This is a genomic window from Streptomyces sp. NBC_00572 (assembly GCF_026341815.1).
Lineage (GTDB): Bacteria > Actinomycetota > Actinomycetes > Streptomycetales > Streptomycetaceae > Streptomyces.
The window spans coordinates 365,994-381,600 of sequence record NZ_JAPENX010000003.1 but is presented as its reverse complement, the minus strand read 5'-3'; the positions used below and the strand labels follow the sequence as shown (position 1 = coordinate 381,600).

General features: G+C 72.6%; 18 protein-coding genes. 9 read left to right on the top strand and 9 right to left on the bottom strand.

The features are described from left to right. Positions 1-71: 71 nt before the first annotated feature. Together OG514_RS38520 and OG514_RS38515 are read left to right on the top strand one after the other, a co-directional pair. Entirely contained in the window at positions 72-1,571 is a 1,500-nt protein-coding gene (locus OG514_RS38520) for a glutamate--cysteine ligase (protein ID WP_266903031.1), read from the top strand. A gap of 122 nt (positions 1,572-1,693) precedes the next feature. Further along, positions 1,694-2,476: a CPBP family intramembrane glutamic endopeptidase gene (locus OG514_RS38515; protein WP_266903029.1), complete on the top strand. Its 783-nt coding sequence runs from the start codon at positions 1,694-1,696 to the stop codon at positions 2,474-2,476. Positions 2,477-2,553: 77 nt separating this feature from the next. Here the strand turns inward: OG514_RS38515 and OG514_RS38510 are convergent, their stop codons facing one another. Then, entirely contained in the window at positions 2,554-3,363 is an 810-nt protein-coding gene (locus OG514_RS38510) for a PhzF family phenazine biosynthesis protein (protein ID WP_266903027.1), read from the bottom strand. A 177-nt stretch (positions 3,364-3,540) separates the two neighbouring features. Next, the gene (locus OG514_RS38505; RefSeq protein ID WP_266903025.1) at positions 3,541-4,119 is read right to left on the bottom strand and encodes a hypothetical protein; all 579 of its coding nucleotides are present in this window, start codon (positions 4,117-4,119) and stop codon (positions 3,541-3,543) included. Between the two features lie 143 nt (positions 4,120-4,262). On the opposite strand from OG514_RS38505, the gene OG514_RS38500 reads away from it, so the two are divergent. Next, positions 4,263-4,874 carry a PadR family transcriptional regulator gene (locus OG514_RS38500; protein WP_266903024.1) on the top strand — a complete coding sequence of 204 codons (612 nt, stop codon included), beginning with the start codon at positions 4,263-4,265 and terminating at the stop codon, positions 4,872-4,874. A 76-nt stretch (positions 4,875-4,950) separates the two neighbouring features. Here the strand turns inward: OG514_RS38500 and OG514_RS38495 are convergent, their stop codons facing one another. Both OG514_RS38495 and OG514_RS38490 read right to left on the bottom strand, forming a co-directional pair. Continuing rightward, positions 4,951-5,379, bottom strand: a complete 429-nt coding sequence (locus OG514_RS38495) for an SRPBCC family protein (protein ID WP_266903022.1) — start codon at positions 5,377-5,379, stop codon at positions 4,951-4,953. Positions 5,380-5,448: 69 nt separating this feature from the next. Continuing rightward, a complete protein-coding gene (locus OG514_RS38490; RefSeq protein ID WP_266903020.1) occupies positions 5,449-5,673 on the bottom strand; it encodes a hypothetical protein in 225 nt (74 codons plus the stop codon). 196 nt (positions 5,674-5,869) lie between these two features. Here OG514_RS38490 and OG514_RS38485 point away from each other — a divergent pair, with 196 nt between their 5' ends. The 3 genes from OG514_RS38485 to OG514_RS38475 all read left to right on the top strand — a co-directional run bounded on the left by OG514_RS38485 (position 5,870) and on the right by OG514_RS38475 (position 8,765). Next, positions 5,870-6,562, top strand: coding sequence for a Clp protease N-terminal domain-containing protein (locus OG514_RS38485; RefSeq protein ID WP_266903018.1), 693 nt, complete (start codon positions 5,870-5,872; stop codon positions 6,560-6,562). Positions 6,563-6,603: 41 nt separating this feature from the next. Continuing rightward, on the top strand, positions 6,604-7,620 hold the full coding sequence (locus OG514_RS38480; RefSeq protein WP_266903016.1) for a DMT family transporter: 1,017 nt from the start codon (positions 6,604-6,606) through the stop codon (positions 7,618-7,620). A gap of 176 nt (positions 7,621-7,796) precedes the next feature. Then, a complete protein-coding gene (locus OG514_RS38475) occupies positions 7,797-8,765 on the top strand; it encodes a DMT family transporter (RefSeq protein WP_266903014.1) in 969 nt (322 codons plus the stop codon). A 95-nt stretch (positions 8,766-8,860) separates the two neighbouring features. Here OG514_RS38475 and OG514_RS38470 read toward each other — a convergent pair whose 3' ends face one another. Both OG514_RS38470 and OG514_RS38465 read right to left on the bottom strand, forming a co-directional pair. Next, positions 8,861-9,505, bottom strand: a complete 645-nt coding sequence (locus OG514_RS38470; protein ID WP_266903012.1) for an FMN-binding negative transcriptional regulator — start codon at positions 9,503-9,505, stop codon at positions 8,861-8,863. A gap of 29 nt (positions 9,506-9,534) precedes the next feature. Then, positions 9,535-10,248, bottom strand: coding sequence for a pyridoxamine 5'-phosphate oxidase family protein (locus tag OG514_RS38465; RefSeq protein WP_266903010.1), 714 nt, complete (start codon positions 10,246-10,248; stop codon positions 9,535-9,537). Between the two features lie 35 nt (positions 10,249-10,283). Here OG514_RS38465 and OG514_RS38460 point away from each other — a divergent pair, with 35 nt between their 5' ends. Then, a complete protein-coding gene (locus tag OG514_RS38460) occupies positions 10,284-11,618 on the top strand; it encodes an aminotransferase class I/II-fold pyridoxal phosphate-dependent enzyme (RefSeq protein ID WP_266903008.1) in 1,335 nt (444 codons plus the stop codon). Between the two features lie 152 nt (positions 11,619-11,770). On the opposite strand, the gene OG514_RS38455 is transcribed toward OG514_RS38460, so the two are convergent. Continuing rightward, positions 11,771-12,844: a DMT family transporter gene (locus OG514_RS38455; protein WP_266903006.1), complete on the bottom strand. Its 1,074-nt coding sequence runs from the start codon at positions 12,842-12,844 to the stop codon at positions 11,771-11,773. Between the two features lie 73 nt (positions 12,845-12,917). Here OG514_RS38455 and OG514_RS38450 point away from each other — a divergent pair, with 73 nt between their 5' ends. Next, the gene (locus OG514_RS38450; protein WP_266903004.1) at positions 12,918-13,820 is read left to right on the top strand and encodes a LysR family transcriptional regulator; all 903 of its coding nucleotides are present in this window, start codon (positions 12,918-12,920) and stop codon (positions 13,818-13,820) included. 158 nt (positions 13,821-13,978) lie between these two features. Here the strand turns inward: OG514_RS38450 and OG514_RS38445 are convergent, their stop codons facing one another. Then, a complete protein-coding gene (locus OG514_RS38445; RefSeq protein ID WP_266903002.1) occupies positions 13,979-14,446 on the bottom strand; it encodes a pyridoxamine 5'-phosphate oxidase family protein in 468 nt (155 codons plus the stop codon). A 78-nt stretch (positions 14,447-14,524) separates the two neighbouring features. On the opposite strand from OG514_RS38445, the gene OG514_RS38440 reads away from it, so the two are divergent. Beyond that, on the top strand, positions 14,525-15,196 hold the full coding sequence (locus tag OG514_RS38440; RefSeq protein WP_266903000.1) for a cysteine hydrolase: 672 nt from the start codon (positions 14,525-14,527) through the stop codon (positions 15,194-15,196). Here OG514_RS38440 and OG514_RS38435 read toward each other — a convergent pair whose 3' ends face one another. Next, positions 15,197-15,598 (bottom strand): Rieske (2Fe-2S) protein, encoded by a 402-nt coding sequence (locus OG514_RS38435; protein ID WP_266902998.1) that lies wholly within the window; start codon positions 15,596-15,598, stop codon positions 15,197-15,199. It lies immediately after the preceding gene. Positions 15,599-15,607 lie beyond the last annotated feature (9 nt).

Here is a 15,607-nt window from a genome sequence, read left to right as displayed (position 1 = left end):
AGCGGGGTGGGCATCATCGTCCGTGACGCGCGGCCGTCGTGGCGGCTGCCCACTTGGGGAGGGACGCTTCGATGGGGGAGAAGGTCGTGGCGGACGGGTTCGGCCCGTCCGACCGGCAGCAGTACCGGAGAAAGCTCCAGCAGTGCCTCGCGGGGCTCGCGAGGCTGCTGGCGGAGAAGAGGTTCGACCGCCCGCGCAATCTCATGGGCGTGGAGATCGAACTCAATCTCGCCGGTGCCGACGGACTGCCCCGGATGCTGAACGGGCCGGTTCTCGAAAAGATCGCGAGCCCAGATTTCCAGACGGAACTCGGAATGTTCAACCTCGAAGTGAACATCGCTCCCCACCAGCTCGGCGGGCGCGTTTTCGACCGGCTCGCGGAGGAGATCGGCACCGGAATCGGTTATGCCGACCGCAAGGCCGCGGAACTCGACGCGGGCGTCGTCATGATCGGCATACTGCCCACCCTCACGCAGGACGACCTGGTCCCCGGGAACCTGTCGTCCGCCGACCGCTACACGCTCCTCAACGACCAGATCCTCGCCGCGAGGGGCGAGGACTTCACCCTCGACATCCACGGTGTCGAACGGCTCCTCTGCACCTCGGAGTCGATCGTTCCGGAGGCGGCCTGCACCTCGGTCCAGCTCCACCTCCAGGTGACGCCCGCCCGGTTCGCCGCCGTCTGGAACGCGGCCCAGGCCGTGTCGGGCGTCCAGATCGCCCTCGGCGCCAACGCCCCCTTCGTCTTCGGGCGCGAACTGTGGCGCGAGTCCCGGCCGCCGCTCTTCACACAGGCCACCGACACCCGGCCGCCCGAGCTGCAGGCCCAGGGCGTCCGGCCGCGCACCTGGTTCGGGGAGCGTTGGGTGGACTCGGTGTACGACCTCTTCGAGGAGAACCTGCGCTACTTCCCGGCGCTGCTGCCCATCTGTGACGAGGAGGACCCGCTCCTCGTCCTCGACCAGGGCGGGGTGCCGCGGCTGCAGGAACTCGTCCTGCACAACGGCACGGTCTACCGCTGGAACCGGCCCGTGTACGGCTGGGTCGACGGCGTCCCGCACCTGCGCGTCGAGAACCGGGTGCTGCCGGCCGGGCCGACCGTCACCGACGTCATCGCCAACGCGGCCTTCTACTACGGGCTCGTACGCTCACTCGCCGACGACCCGCGGCCCATCTGGAAGCGGATGACCTTCCAGGACGCCGAGGCCAACTTCGACACGGCCTGCCGGCACGGCATCGAGGCGGAGCTGCGCTGGCCCCGCTCGGGGCGCGCGGGCGGCGTCGCGACCGTCCCCGCGGTACGGCTCGTCCTCGACGAACTGCTGCCGCTCGCCGCGGCCGGGCTCGACGCCTGGCACATCGAGCCCGCCGACCGGGACTTCTACCTCGGGGTGATCGAACAGCGCTGTCTGCGGCGGGTGAACGGCGCCTCCTGGCAGGCCGACACCTTTCACCAGGCCCTGGAGTCGGGCCTCGACCGCGAGGCGGCGCTCGCGGCGACCACACGCCGCTACCGGACCCTGATGTACGCGGGGGAGCCGGTCCACGCCTGGCCGGTGGGGATCGACTGAGCTCGGCTCCCGGGGGCGCGGGCGGGTGCGGTGGCCGATCATGGCACAGTGATCGTGATGCCGCCGGAACGGCGTCCGTCCGCGACCGGGAAGTGGAGACAGGTGTGGTGTCGGAGCAACGAGTGAGTGACGCTTCCCTGCCCCCCGAGGGGCTGCCGCGCCGGGTGCTGCGCTCCGAGACGCTCATCGTCCTCGCGCTCTCGCTCGGGGCGAGCGCGCTGTCGTCCCTCATCAGCTTCATCGGCTCGCTCACCAAGTCCGGGGCGCTGAAGGAGCAGGCGGCGACGCTCAACGGCTCGTACGCGCCGGGGCGTCCGTGGCTCGACCTGTCCTGGCAGCTCTTCGGCATCGCCACGGCCCTCGTTCCGGTCCTCCTCGTCGCCCATCTGCTGCTGCGCGAGGGCTCGGGACTGCGGGCCATCGGCTTCGACCGGACCCGGCCGTGGTCCGACCTCGGGCGCGGGACGCTGGTCGCGGCGGGCATCGGGAGCGCCGGCCTCGCCTTCTACCTGGCGGCGCGGGCGACCGGCTTCAACCTCACCGTGGTGCCGGAGTCGCTGCCCGAGGTGTGGTGGAAGTACCCGGTCCTGATCCTCTCGGCGATCCAGAACTCCGTCCTGGAGGAGGTCATCGTCGTCGGCTATCTGCTGCGCAGGCTGGGGCAGTTGGGATGGACGCCGATGGCCGCCCTGGTCGCGAGCTCGGTGCTGCGCGGCTCGTACCACCTCTACCAGGGGATCGGCGGGTTCCTCGGCAATGTGGTGATGGGCGTGGTCTTCGTCCTGCTGTACCGGCGCTGGGGGCGGGTCGGGCCGCTGGTCGTGGCGCACGCGCTGCTCGACATCGTGGCCTTCGTCGGATACGGGCTGCTCGCGGGCAAGGTGGACTGGCTGCCCACCGTGTGAGGTCTTGGCCTTCGTGAGTGCGAGCGAGGGGCGTACGGGTTCTGCGTACGCCCCTCGCTCGTTCCGCGGCCGTGGGGTCAGGCGTGCAGGTCGCCCTCGATGACGGTGACCGCGTGGCCGTTCAGGAGGGTGCGGTCGCCGCGCAGCCGGGTGCGGACGATGCCCGTGCGGGCGCCGCCCTGGAAGCCGACCAGGTCGTCGCGGCCGAACCGGGCCGACCAGTAGGGGGCGAGCGCGGTGTGGGCGCTGCCGGTCACCGGGTCCTCGTCGATGCCGACGCCGGGGAAGAAGCCGCGGGAGACGAAGTCGTAGCCACCGTCCGGGTGTTCGGCGGCGGCGGTCGCGATGATGCCGCGCGAGGAGAGCCCCTTGAGCGCGGCGAAGTCCGGTGCGAGCGCGCGCACCGTCGGTTCGTCGCGGAGCTCCACGACGAGGTCGCCGATGTGGTCGGCGGTGTCGTGGACGGCGACGACCTCGGCGCCGAGCGCCTTCTCCAGGCCGTCGGGGACGGGGACGGGGGTCAGGGAGGAGGTCGGGAAGTCCATCGTGATGGTGCCGTCGGGCTCGGCCGTGGCACCGAGGATCCCGCAGCGGGCCGTGAAGCGGACGGCGCCGCCGGCCGTACCGGTGGAGTGCAGGACGTGGGCCGTGGCCAGCGTGGCGTGGCCGCACATGTCGACCTCGGTGGTGGGGGTGAACCAGCGCAGTGCCCAGTCCGCCTCGCCGCCCGCGGGCAGCGGGTGGGCGAAGGCCGTCTCGGAGAGGTTGACCTCCGCGGCGACCTTCTGGAGCCATGCGTCGTCCGGGAAGGAGTCCAGGAGCAGGACTCCGGCCGGGTTGCCGGAGAAGGGCTGGTCGGTGAAGGCGTCGACGATTCGGATCCGCATGCCGCCGACCGTACCGGGGGCGGAATCCGGCGGGCCAAGGCCAATCGCGGAGAACTGGACCGGGTGGGTGTTTTTTCGGTGGGGTGGGTGGGGTGGGACCGGCCGATCGAGGTCGTCCCCGACCCGACTGGCGCCGCACCGACTCGACCCGACTTCGCGCCCTGCGCCCCGCGCCTGTCAGCGGAGGAACTGGGAGGTGGGCCTGAAGCGGTACCTGTCCTCCGGGTCGACCGAGTCGTCGATATCGGTGAAGTAGAACGACGTCGTCGTGCCGGCCACCACGTCGAGGAGGAATCGGCTGCAGGAAACCGGGTGGGCCTCCCAGAGGGGGCCGCGGCCCTCGTTGAGGACGACCTGCCACTCCTCCGGTTCGGCACCGGGCCGGACCAGCCAGTACAGGAAGCGCCCCGCACCCTCCACGTACCCCCAGGGCACCAGCCTGACGTCGCCCTCCTCGATCTCCGCCGGTTTCGCCTCGCCGACCGCCCAGAGGTCGGCGAGGATCTCGTCGCGCTCCGCGGTCTGGGTGATCAGGTCGTACATGGGATCCGGGCAGTCCGGTTCCAGCAGCCGGATCGTCCCCGCGAAGACCCCGCCCCCGTACGTCTCGACGAGCTGCTTGTAGTCGGCGGGCAGGGCGGTGCCCAGTGACTGTTCCGTGGCGGCCCACCGCACGGTCCGGACGTCGTCGGGCGGTGGGCAGAGGCGTTCCAGCGACGCGACGAAACCGTCGTGCTTCTCGTGATCGGCAAGCATGCCCCCACCCTGCACCATCCCGGCGGGCCGGTCGCCGGGGGATCGGCAGGGCAGTCGGCATGCTTGCTCGGCGAACAGTTCCGATATATCGTTGACGCATCGCGACAGTTCAGCGAATGAAACCCGATGGAAGGAGCGTTGCGATGCGTTCACATGGACACGAGTACGGAAACGGACACGGAGCCGGCCGTGGAGGCTGCGGCCCCGGGCCTCGTGGCGACTTCGAGGGGCGGCGGGCGTTCGGTCCCTTCGGGCCGGGCTTCGGTGGCGGTGGCCCCTTCGGCGGCGGACGCGGTCACGGGGGCGGCCGGGGAAGGGCGCGGCGCGGCGACGTGCGTGCCTCGATCCTGGCGCTGCTCAAGGACCGCCCGATGCACGGCTACGAGATGATCCGGGAGATCGGCGAGCGCAGCGACGGGGCCTGGCGGCCCAGTCCCGGCTCGGTCTACCCGACCCTCCAGATGCTGGAGGACGAGGGCCTGATCGCCAGCGCGAGCGAGGGCGGCAAGAAGCTGTTCACGCTCACCGACACCGGACGCGCCGAGGCCGAACAGGGCCCCGACGCACCCTGGGAGGACGCCGGGCGCGGCGTCGACTGGGAGGCCATGAACGAGATCCGGCAGGCCGGCTTCGGTCTGATGGAGGCGTTCGGGCAGGTCTGGAAGGCCGGCAGCGCCGAGCAGCGGAAGAAGGCCGTCGGCGTGATCAACGAGGCCCGCAAGAAGCTCTACCTGATCCTGGCCGACGAGGACTGAGCCCGTGCCCGTGAAGGGCCGGGAGCGGTCGAAGGGCCCCGTGGCGACCGCCACGGGGCCCTTTCGTCCGTCCGGATCAGGCCACCAGGCCCGAGAGCTTGCGCAGGGACTCGGTCAGCGCCGCCGTCGCCGAGTCCTTCAGTTTGCCCGCCATCAGCGAGACCGCCGCGCCGGTGAACTCGCCGTCGATGCGCACCGTCGTCGCGTCCCCGTCCGCCGCCAGCGAGTAGCGCGTGGTGACGAGGACGCCCATCGGGCCCTTGCCCTTGATGGCGAAGGCGCGCTCGGCCTCCAGCTCCTCGACCGTCCAGAGCACCTCGGCGGGGAAGCCCATCAGCTTCATGTTCTCGGTGAAGGTGGCGCCCGTCTCCAGGGTTTCCGGGCCGCCGTTCGGGAAGTTGGTGTGGGTGGCGTTCCACTCGCCGTACGAGGGGAAGTCCACGAGCTGCGCCCAGACCTTTCCGGCCGGTGCCTCGATCCGTGCCTCCGCGCTGACTTCGGCCATGAGACCACCCCTTCACGCGTACCAACTGGGTTCCGGTGTCGCGGAACGTAGCCGGGTGGCCGCGAACATTCAATACTGATGAACCGTCAGTTCTGCTGCGGTCGGTCCCGCCCCGTCGCCGATCCACCAGATCTCGGACGCGTCGAAGCTGTCGGAGGCGCGTGGCGCCCCGTCCTCCTCGTGGCAGTGGAAGGCCGCCCAGAACAGATCGGCGGGCAGCGCCTCCCGGGGTGCGTACACCCGGTACACGTACTGCCGCCCGTCGAGCGCGAGCAGGGCCACCATCCAGAACACGACCGGAAGACGTACGAGGGAGGGCCTGTGGTTGCGTCGGGGGCGCAAAGCAAGGCGGCGCGCGCCCCGCGGGGGCAACGCGCGCGATCTCATCCGTAAGGAGGAGGAACCGTGCGCACGTGCCCAACTCCGGTGGGATGCGGACATGCTTCTCCCTGGCGATGTCCCGGCCGTCCGGGCCTGATGAGGTGGGAGGGTGCACCATCCCGTCCCGATTCCCCAGCAGCCACTCCGGCAGCCCGCCGCCCCCGCCGCTCCGCGTGCGGAGCTCGCGCCCTTTCTGGCGCCGTCCCTCAGGGCGGTCGTGACCGGCGCGCGCCGCCGAGCCCTCCGGGACGGGGACCGCCAGATCGACACCGCGCACCTCCTGCACTCGCTCATCGAGTCCGACTCCGACGTCGGCGCCGTCTTCGAGGGCGGCCATCAGCCCGCCCGCGTCCTCGGCTACCTCGCCCAGCGGTCCATCGGATACGGGCTCCGCTGGCAACGCTCGGTCGAGGACTCCGGCGCCCGGCGCCTGCTGCCCGCCGCACGCGAGGCCGAGCCCCAGGACGCCCGGGCCTCCGGCTGGTCGCCCGCGGCGTCCGCCGCCCTGGAGGAGGCCTTCCGGCGCGCCGCGGAACGCGGTGAGACCCAGGCGCGCGGCCTCGACCTCCTCGCCGTCATCGCCGCCGATCCCGAGAGCCGGGCCGTCGAGGTGCTGCGCCGCGCCGGGGTCGATCCGGTCGCGCTGGCCGCCCGCGCCGAAGCCGCTGCCGATCCGCGTATCGACCCGGGTGTGGATCCGCGTATCGACCCGTGTGTTGACGACCGGGTCGACGTCGGTACGGCCCCTCTGGCGGAAGGTTCCGTTCCGAGGTCTGAGGGCGAGCCGTCTCAACAGGTGTAACGGGGGTTACGCCCCTGACCGCGTCCTGTCATCATGGCCCGATGCACGCGTCTCAGGGGAGAAGCGCCGGCCTGGGACTAGCCCTGGCCTCGGCCTTCGCATTCGGTGGTTCAGGAGTGGCGGCCAAGCCGCTCATCGAGGCGGGACTCGACCCGCTCCATGTGGTGTGGCTCCGGGTCGCCGGTGCCGCACTCGTCATGCTCCCGGTGGCCTGGCGCCACCGCGACCTCCTGCGCCGCAAACCCGCTCTCCTGGTGGGCTTCGGCCTGCTCGCCGTCGCCGGTGTCCAGGCCTTCTACTTCGCCTCGATCTCCCGCATACCCGTCGGTGTCGCGCTGCTCATCGAGTACCTCGCACCGGCCCTCGTCCTCGGCTGGGTCCGCTTCGTCCAGCGCCGGCCCGTCACCCGCGCCGCCGCCCTCGGCGTCGTCCTGGCCGTCGGCGGCCTCGCCTGTGTCGTCCAGGTCTGGTCCGGGCTCACCTTCGACCTCGTCGGACTGCTTCTGGCGCTCGCCGCCGCCTGCTGCCAGGTCGGCTACTTCGTCCTCTCCGACCAGGGCTCCGGCGAGGCCGAGCAGGCCGATCCCATCGGCGTCATCGCCTACGGGCTGCTCATCGGCGCCGTCGTCCTCACCGTCGTCGCCCGCCCGTGGGGCATGGACTGGGCGCTGCTGGGCGGCAGCGCCGACATGGACGGCAGTGCCGTGCCCGCGTGGCTGCTGCTCGGCTGGATCGTGCTGATCGCGACCGTGCTCGCGTACGTCACCGGCGTCGTCTCGGTGCGGCGGCTCTCGCCGCAGGTGGCGGGTGTCGTGGCCTGTCTGGAGGCCGTCATCGCGACCGTCCTCGCCTGGGTGCTGCTCGGTGAGCACCTCGACGCGCCGCAGATCATCGGCGGTGCGGTGGTCCTGGTGGGGGCCTTCATCGCCCAGTCCTCGACGCCGAAGGCGCCCGCGGCAGGACCCGTGGCGGGTTCGGCGGCGGATGCCGGTGTGGCGGATGCGGTGGGTGCGACGGGCCGCGATAGCGAGTTGTCCGGCCGGCGGACCGCCCCGTAAGGTGCCGATCATGCATTCGACCGTGCTTCCGCCTCCCGCCGCCTAGCGCGCGCGGAGACTCTCCTCGACGAAGACCGGGCTCGGCCGGGCGACTCCTCGCCCCCGAGCGGTTCGTCGCTGCCCGCGCGCGGAGCCGAGCGACCACCTTTCCCTCCTGTCTTTCACGGAGAAGTCACGTGTCGAACTCTTCGGAATCCGCCCTGTCCGTCGGGCGGAGCCTGCTCTATCTGATCGTCGCCGGGATCGCCTGGGGCACGGCCGGTGCCGCCGCCTCGCTGATCTTCCGCATCAGCGACATGGGCCCGCTGGCCCTCTCCTTCTGGCGCTGCGTCGGCGGCCTGGTCCTCCTGCTCGGGGCGCTGGCCCTGAGGCCGCGGCGGGACGTCGCCCGTACGGCCGGGGAATCGCGCGGGCGCAGGACGGCCCGCATCCTCGGGACGGGCATCGGCCTCACGGTCTTCCAGAGTGCCTACTTCGCCGCCGTCCAGGCCACCGGCCTCGCGGTGGGCACGGTCGTCACGCTGGGCGCGGGACCCGTCCTCATCGCGGTCGGCGCCCGGCTCACCATGGGCGAACGCCTCGGCCGCGGCGGCATCACCGCCGTCATCGGGGCCCTCGCCGGCCTCGTCGTCCTCGTCCTCGGCGGCGGGGCAGCGGAGGTCCGGCCGCTGGGCGTCGTCCTCGCGGTCGTCTCGGCGGCCGGATACGCGGCGATCACCCTGCTCACGCGCTACCTCGGCCGTGACGGCGGCCGGACCGACGCCCTCTCCACCACGACCTGGGCCTTCGCGATCGGGGCGGTCGGGCTGCTGCCCGCAGCGCTCGCGGAGGGACTCGTACCGCACACCGACGCGCCGGTGAGCGTGCTGCTGCTGCTCGTCTACGTGGCTGCCGTGCCGACCGCCCTCGCGTACGCGCTGTACTTCGCGGGCGCGGCCGTCGTCCGGGCCGCCACCGTCTCCGTGATCATGCTCCTGGAGCCGGTGAGCGCGGCGGTGATCGCCGTCTCGCTGCTCGGTGAGCGGCTCACCGCGGCCATCGTGCTCGGCACGCTGCTGCTGCTCGCCGCCGTCACGGGCCTCGCGTTCGCGGAGGCACGGACGGCGGTGGCGGAGCGTCGGCGGGAGGAGGCGGTGGCGGTGTAAGCCGTCACCCGCGGTGGGGGCCGTCACCCGTGGTGGGGGCCGTCGCCCGTGGTGTAGGCCGTCGCCCGCGGTGGGGGCTCGCGCCCCCGCCGCTGTCAGGCGGTGGTGCGGCGGCGCAGTTGGTGGGCCCGTGCCGTCGCATCGCCGGGGCCCTCGCGCTCGGCGAGGCGGTCCATGACCCGGTCCTGGATCTCGTGCGGCTTGTTGCCCGCGTACTTGAACTTGGCCCGCACCTCGGTCACCTCCAGGCGCAGCCCCCGGATTCCGGACAGCATGCGGCCGAACGGTGCCTCGCCGGGGACGGCGAGGGCCGTGCCGCCCTCCGGCTGGAAGTGGGCGACCTGGCGGTTGAGCAGCTCCGCCTTCTCCGCCGGATCGTCGACCACGTGCGCGGTGCAGCGCAGCTGGACGGCGGCGTAGTACGAGGTGGGCGTGCCGTGCGTGGTCGGCGTGCCCTCCGGGGCCGTCCACGTGCCCGGCACGAAGACGTAGTCGTCGACCACGCTGAGCAGCACCGCCGGGTTCGCCTCCAGGGCGCGCCACAACGGGTTCGGGCGGGCCAGGTGGGTCAGCGCCCGGCCGTACGGGCCGGGCTCGGCCTCGTACCGGAAATGCGTGGGCTGCATCCACGGCGGATCTCCGGGCAGGCCGTTCACGGCGAGCTGGCCGAAGTCGTGCCGGGAGAGCCAGTCGCGCCACTCGCCCTCGTCGTGGGGGGCGTCCCAGGGGTGGATCAGCATCGTCCGTCCCTCCGTCGTCGGTGGCTTCTCTAGAGCGAGGTCAGGTAGTCGGGCAGGGCGACGGCCGGGTCGAGGTCGTCGGCCGGGACCGGTGTGCCGTAGCCGCCGCGCACCGGGACGACCCCGGACCAGTAGGGGAGGGCGAGGTCCTCGGCGTCGTCGTTCGGGCCGCCGGTGCGGACCTTCGCCGAGACCTCGTTCAGGTCGAGGCGGATCACGGCCGTGGCGGCGAGCTCCTTGGCGTTCGCGGGGCGCGAGTCGGCGGAGCGGCCGGGAACGACGTGGTCGACCAGGGCGTCGAGGGCGATGCGCAGCTCCTCGGGGTCGGTGACCTGGTGGGCGGTGCCGAGGACCACGACCGAGCGGTAGTTGAGGGAGTGGTGGAAGGCGGAGCGGGCGAGCACGAGGCCGTCGACGTGGGTCACGGTCAGGCAGACGGGCAGACCGGGGGCCGCGACGCCGTCGCCGGCCGCGCGCAGCGGCCGCGAGCCGGTCGAGCCGTGCACGTAGAGACGGTCGTCGACGCGGCCGAAGAGCGTCGGGAGCACGACCGGCGCGCCGTCCCGCACGAACCCGAGGTGGCAGACGTACGCCTCGTCGAGTATCGAGTGGACCAGCGCCTTGTCGTACGACGCGCGCTCGCGGGAGCGGGTGGGCACGGTCCGGTCGGTCGGCGCGTAGGTGTCGGCGACGGCAGCGGTCTCGGAGGTCTTCTCGGAGGTCGTGTCGGCGGCGGTGCTCATTGCGTACTCCATTGCACTAGTGCATACTGAGGTTTGTGCTAGGAGAGTATCGGATCGAAGGTCGTCGCGCATCGGACATTGCCGCGAGCGTGGAGAGGGGGGTGGGTGACGGGTCTCTGCAGCCTGGTCAACTGCTGCCACCCATGCGGGAGTTGGCCGCCACACTCGGTGTGAACCCGAATACCGTCGCCGCCGCCTACCGCACCCTGCGGGAGCGCGGGGTCATCGAGACCGACGGGCGGCGCGGCAGCCGGGTGCGCCCGCGCCCCGCCACGACCGCGCGCGGCTCGATCCGGGTGGAGGCCCCCGCGGGTGTCCGCGACGTGAGCAACGGCAGCCCCGACCCCGTCCTCCTGCCGCCCCTCGGCGAGGCCTTCGCCGAGGTCGCCCGGAGGTACGCCGAACAACCCGGCATGTACGGAGAGGCGCCCGTCGACGAGGAGTTCGGCCGCCTCGCGCGCGCCGCCTTCGACGCGGACGGGGTGCCGGACGGGCCCATCGGCGTCGCGTCCGGGTCCCTCGACGCCGTCGAGCGCGTGCTCGCCGTCCACCTCCGGCAGGGCGACGCCGTCGCCGTCGAGGACCCGGGCTGGGGCAGCCTGCTCGATCTGGTGCCCGCGCTGGGGCTGCGTCCCGTGCCGATCGCCGTCGACGACGAGGGCCCGCTGCCCGAGGAGGTCGAGCGGGCGATCCGGAAGGACGGGGCGCGGGCGGTGATCGTGACCGACCGGGCGCAGAACCCGACCGGCGCGTGTGTGACGGAGGAGCGGGCGCGGGAACTGCGGCGGGTTCTCGCCGGACACCCCGGCGTGCTGCTCATCGAGGACGACCACGGGCACGGCATCGTCGCGCAGCCGCTCCACCCGCTGGCCGGGGGCACCGACCACTGGATGCTGATCCGCTCGGTCGCCAAGGCCTACGGGCCCGACCTGCGGATCGCCGCCTTCACCGGCGACGCCGAGACCGTCGACCGGGTGCTCGGCCGGCAGCGGCTCGGCCCCGGCTGGGTCAGCCGGCTCCTCCAGCGGACCGTCGCGCACCTCTGGGCCGCCGAGGCGGTGGACCCCGCCACCGTCGCGCGGTCGTACGGGAAGCGGCGCGACGGACTCGTGCGGGCGCTGGCCCGGCGGGGCGTCGAGGCCCATGGGCGGAGCGGCATGAACGTGTGGGTGCCGGTGCCCGACGAGACCGGAGCGGTGGCCCGGCTCCTTGCCGCGGGCTGGGCGGTCGCGCCGGGTGCCCGCTTCAGGATGGCCGCCGGGCCGGCCGTCCGGGTCACCGTGTCCGGCCTCGCCGTGGCGGACATCGAGCCGCTGGCCGATGCCGTGGCGGGGGCGGCGGGGCCGGTGGTGGCGCGGAGTTATGGGTGAGCCTGGGGGTTGTGCGGTGCCTGGCGCGCCGGTCCGTGCGGGCAAGGGTTGGCGCACGGGGCAGCGCCTTGTGCGGTGCCTCCGCTCCCTGTGCCTGGACCCGCACCCATAGCGCGGCGTGCGCCTGGGTGCGGGTCCAGGCGCGACACCCCCTAGGCCCGGCTGGGGGCGCCGTCCGTTGTGCCCACCCGTTCCGCCTCTGCGGAACGGGTGGGCACCACAGGGGTGGCGCCGTCCGCTGCGCCCCTTCCTTCCGCCCCTGCGGAAGGAACGCTCACAACGGGGGCCGGGGGTGGCGTGCGGCGGGACGTGCGGGTCTGGGTGAGGGCTGCGCCTGCCAGGACCACGATCGCGCCTACCGGGGTGTTCCACGTCAGTTGTTCGTTCAGGAGGGCCACTCCCGCCGCCGTCGCGATGACCGGGATGAAGTACGTGACCATGGAGGCCGTCGTCGGGCCGACCTCGGCGACCACCCCGTACTGGAGCAGCATCGCGTACCCCGTGCCGAGCGCGCCGAGTGCGATCACGGCGAGCAGGGGGAGTACTTCCACCGACTCCGGGAGTGAGGTGAACAGCGGGGTGACGATGGCCAGTTGCAGGGTCGCGACGCCGACCTGCGAGCCGGCCAGCGAGAGGTTCGAGACGCCGGTGCCGCTGAGTGTCCTGCGGACGTAGATCCAGCCGACGGCGTAGCTGAAGGAGGCCAGCAGGGCCAGCGCCGTGCCCGTGACGTCGACCCCCGAGAACCCCTGCCACGCGCCGAGGACGGTGAGCACCCCCATGAACCCGATGCCCAGGCCGGCCGCGCGGACCCGGGTCGGCCGGTCCTCGGAGAGCGCCACGAGGGAGAGCAGCATGCCCCACAGCGGGGTCGTCGCGTTGCAGATGCCCGCGAGCGTCGACGGGATGGTCAGCTCGGCGTACGCGAAGAGGGAGAACGGCAGCGCGTTGAGGAGGAAGGCGGCGACCGTCAGATGACCCCAGACGCGGGCGCCGCGCGGCAGCCGGTCGCGCTTCACGACCAGAGCGACGGCGAGCACCGCCGTACCGAACAGAAGCCGCCCGAAGGAGACCTGGAGCGGCGCGAAGCCCTCCGTGCCCACCTTGATGAAGACGAAGCTGAAACCCCAGATCAGGGCCAGTACGCCGAACCGGACGCGCCAGTCGAGCAGACGTGAGGCGACGCCGGGGGCGGGGGACGCGGAGGGCGGGGCTGCGGGGCTCATGCACTCAGGGTGACCGGCCTCATGTCTTAGAACAAGCGAGATTTCCTCGACCCCTTCCCTTAGTATCGCTTACATGTTGAACCTGGAGCGCCTGCGCACCCTCGACGCCGTCGCCCGGCACGGCTCGGTCGGTGGCGCGGCCGACGGACTGCACGTCACGACCTCCGCCGTCTCCCAGCAGCTGTCCAAGCTGGAGCGCGAGGTGGGGCAGCAACTGCTCGCCAAGAACGGCCGGGGGGTGCGGCTCACCGATGCCGGCCTGCTGCTCGCCGAGCACGCCGCCCGGATCCTCTCCCAGGTCGAGGTGGCCCAGGCCGACATCGAGGCCCAGCGCGGCCAGGTCGTGGGCGAGGTGCGGGTGGCGGGCTTCCCGACGGCGGCCCGCGGGCTCTTCCCGGCCGCGCTCGCCGCCCTGCGGGAGGGGCACCCCGACCTCCGGGTCCGCACGACGGAACTGGAGCCCGAGCGCGGGGTGCGCGCCGTGCTGCGCGGCGACGCGGACCTCGCGCTCGTCCTGGAGTGGAGCAACAAGCGGGCGCCGGTGCCCGGCGGCCTCGAGCGCGCCCATCTCCTCGACGACACCGCCGACGTGGCCCTGCCGGCCGGGCACCCGCTGGCCGGGCGTGAGGTGGCGGACCTGGTGGACTTCGCCGACGAGGAGTGGGTGTCCTGGCCCGAGGGCGAGTTCTGCCACGACTGGCTGATGTTCACGCTGCGCTCGCAGGGCATCGAGCCCCGGATCGGGCACCTGGCGGGGGAGCACCACACGCAGCTGGCGCTCGTCGCGGCGGGACTCGGGGTGTGCGTCACGCCCAGGCTCGGCCGGCCCGTGCCGGAGGGCGTCGTCTTCGTGCCCGTACGGCAGCAGGTGCGGCGCCATATCTATGCCACCTGGCGCGTCGACGCGGGTCGCCGGCCTTCCGTGCGGGCGGTCGTCGGCGCACTGCGGGCGGCGGCCGGTTCGCTCGGGAGCTGACCCGGTTCGCTCGGGAGTCGACCGGTTCGCTCGGAGGCTGATCCGTTTCGCTGGGGAGCTGACCCATTTCGCTCGGGCGGCTCCCCGGTGCCCCGCCTCCAGCCTCCAGCCTCGTGCCTTCCGTCTTCCGTTCTCTGCCCTCCGCCCTCCGCCCTCCGTCAGAGTCCGGCGAGCTTGCTGAAGTCCCAGGACGCGATCGCGTCCGGCGTCAGGCGCATCCAGGCGTGGCGGCCGTCGTGCGGCATGGCGTCCAGGCCGAAGTTCTTGGCGGCGAAGAGCTGCTCGGGCACGTCGAGTTCGGGGTGCGGTTCGCCGGTACGAGGTGCCTCGCCGACGAAGGTGACCGAGCCCGACAGCTCCACCCCGCGCAGTTCGCCGTACTCCACGCCGTCGTCCACCACCACCGAGATCCTCGGGTCGGCACGCAGCTCCGCCCAACGGCGGCTGCGCGTCAGCGAGTACAGCCAGAGCGAGGATCCGTCCCAGGCGAACCAGAGCGCGCTCACATGCGGGCGGCCGTCGGCGGAGACGGTCGCGACGCGGCAGGTGCGCTGTTCGGCGAGGTAGGAGTCGAGCTCGGCCGGGGTCATCATGATCCGGCGTCCGCGGCGCTGCGCGACGGTCATCGTCCGCACCCTTCTGGATTTCTGATGAGACGTCAGAAAGCATGGGGGGCCAGTCGCGCGCACGCAAGGGGAGAGACCATGGGTCGGAGTGCGAGAGAACGGCTCGACGAGCGGATCCGTCCGGACGGTGGGGTCGTGCTGCTCACCGTGGAATGCCAGCAGGGGGTTGTCGGGCCGGACAGCGCGCTGCCCGAACTGGCCGCGGTGGCACGCGCGTCGGGTGCCCTGAGGAACGTCGCCCGGCTCGTGGCCGCCGCCCACGAGGCGGACGTCCAGGTCATCCACGCCGTGGCCGAACGGCGGCCCGACGGGCGCGGCGCCAACAGCAACGCCCGGCTCTTCCGAGCCGCCGCCCGGCTTCCCGTACAGCAGCACAGCGGGAGTGCGGCGGTACGGATCGCCGAACCGATCCAGGTCGCCGAGCAGGACCTCGTCGTACGGCGCCTGCACGGACTCTCGCCGCTCGCCGGGACCGATGTCGACCCGCTGCTCCGCAACCTCGGCTGCCGGACCCTGATCGTCACCGGCGTCTCGGCCAACGTGGCCGTGCCCAACGCCGTCTTCGACGCCGTCAACCTGGGCTACACGGTGGTCGTGCCCGGGGACGCCATCGCGGGGGTGCCGGCCGACTACACCCCCGCGATGATCCGTCACACCCTCGCGCTCGTCGCCACGATCACCACGACCGACGAGGTGCTCGCCTGCTGGAAGCTCCCCAGGCGGTCCGCGCCGGCGGGAGCGGGAGCGTGATCAGCCGAGGCTGATCGCGTCGCCCACCACCTGGATCGGCTCCGGCGGCAGGGGGGAGCCGGCCGGGCCGGACTTCACGCTGCCGTCCGACACGTCGAAGTGGCTCTGGTGGCACGGGCAGACGATGACCCCGTCCTTGATGCTGCTCACGGCGCAGCCCGCGTGAGTGCACTTCGAGGAGAAGGCCTTGAACTCGCCGGCCTTGGGCTGGGTGATCACCAGGCCCTTGTCGGCGAGGATCTTCCCGCCGCCCACCGGGATGTCCGCGGTGCGTGCGAGCGTCTCGCCCTCCGCCGCCGAGTCCTTGTCGTTCGTGCCGCCGCCCCCGCATGCGGTGAGTGCCGCTGCCAGACCCGCGCCGCCCGCCGCCGCGACGACCGTCCGGCGTGCCACTCCGCTCATGTGCTGCCC

What these genes read in the sequence shown, in the direction of transcription:
- OG514_RS38520 (WP_266903031.1), top strand. Translation starts at nt 72, where the DNA reads ATGGGGGAGAAGGTCGTGGCGGACGGGTTCGGCCCGTCCGACCGGCAG.
- OG514_RS38510 (WP_266903027.1), bottom strand. Translation starts at nt 3,363, where the DNA reads ATGCGGATCCGAATCGTCGACGCCTTCACCGACCAGCCCTTCTCCGGC.
- OG514_RS38505 (WP_266903025.1), bottom strand. Translation starts at nt 4,119, where the DNA reads ATGCTTGCCGATCACGAGAAGCACGACGGTTTCGTCGCGTCGCTGGAA.
- OG514_RS38500 (WP_266903024.1), top strand. Translation starts at nt 4,263, where the DNA reads ATGCGTTCACATGGACACGAGTACGGAAACGGACACGGAGCCGGCCGT.
- OG514_RS38495 (WP_266903022.1), bottom strand. Translation starts at nt 5,379, where the DNA reads ATGGCCGAAGTCAGCGCGGAGGCACGGATCGAGGCACCGGCCGGAAAG.
- OG514_RS38480 (WP_266903016.1), top strand. Translation starts at nt 6,604, where the DNA reads ATGCACGCGTCTCAGGGGAGAAGCGCCGGCCTGGGACTAGCCCTGGCC.
- OG514_RS38470 (WP_266903012.1), bottom strand. Translation starts at nt 9,505, where the DNA reads ATGCTGATCCACCCCTGGGACGCCCCCCACGACGAGGGCGAGTGGCGC.
- OG514_RS38465 (WP_266903010.1), bottom strand. Translation starts at nt 10,248, where the DNA reads ATGAGCACCGCCGCCGACACGACCTCCGAGAAGACCTCCGAGACCGCT.
- OG514_RS38455 (WP_266903006.1), bottom strand. Translation starts at nt 12,844, where the DNA reads ATGAGCCCCGCAGCCCCGCCCTCCGCGTCCCCCGCCCCCGGCGTCGCC.
- OG514_RS38450 (WP_266903004.1), top strand. Translation starts at nt 12,918, where the DNA reads ATGTTGAACCTGGAGCGCCTGCGCACCCTCGACGCCGTCGCCCGGCAC.
- OG514_RS38445 (WP_266903002.1), bottom strand. Translation starts at nt 14,446, where the DNA reads ATGACCGTCGCGCAGCGCCGCGGACGCCGGATCATGATGACCCCGGCC.
- OG514_RS38440 (WP_266903000.1), top strand. Translation starts at nt 14,525, where the DNA reads ATGGGTCGGAGTGCGAGAGAACGGCTCGACGAGCGGATCCGTCCGGAC.
- OG514_RS38435 (WP_266902998.1), bottom strand. Translation starts at nt 15,598, where the DNA reads ATGAGCGGAGTGGCACGCCGGACGGTCGTCGCGGCGGCGGGCGGCGCG.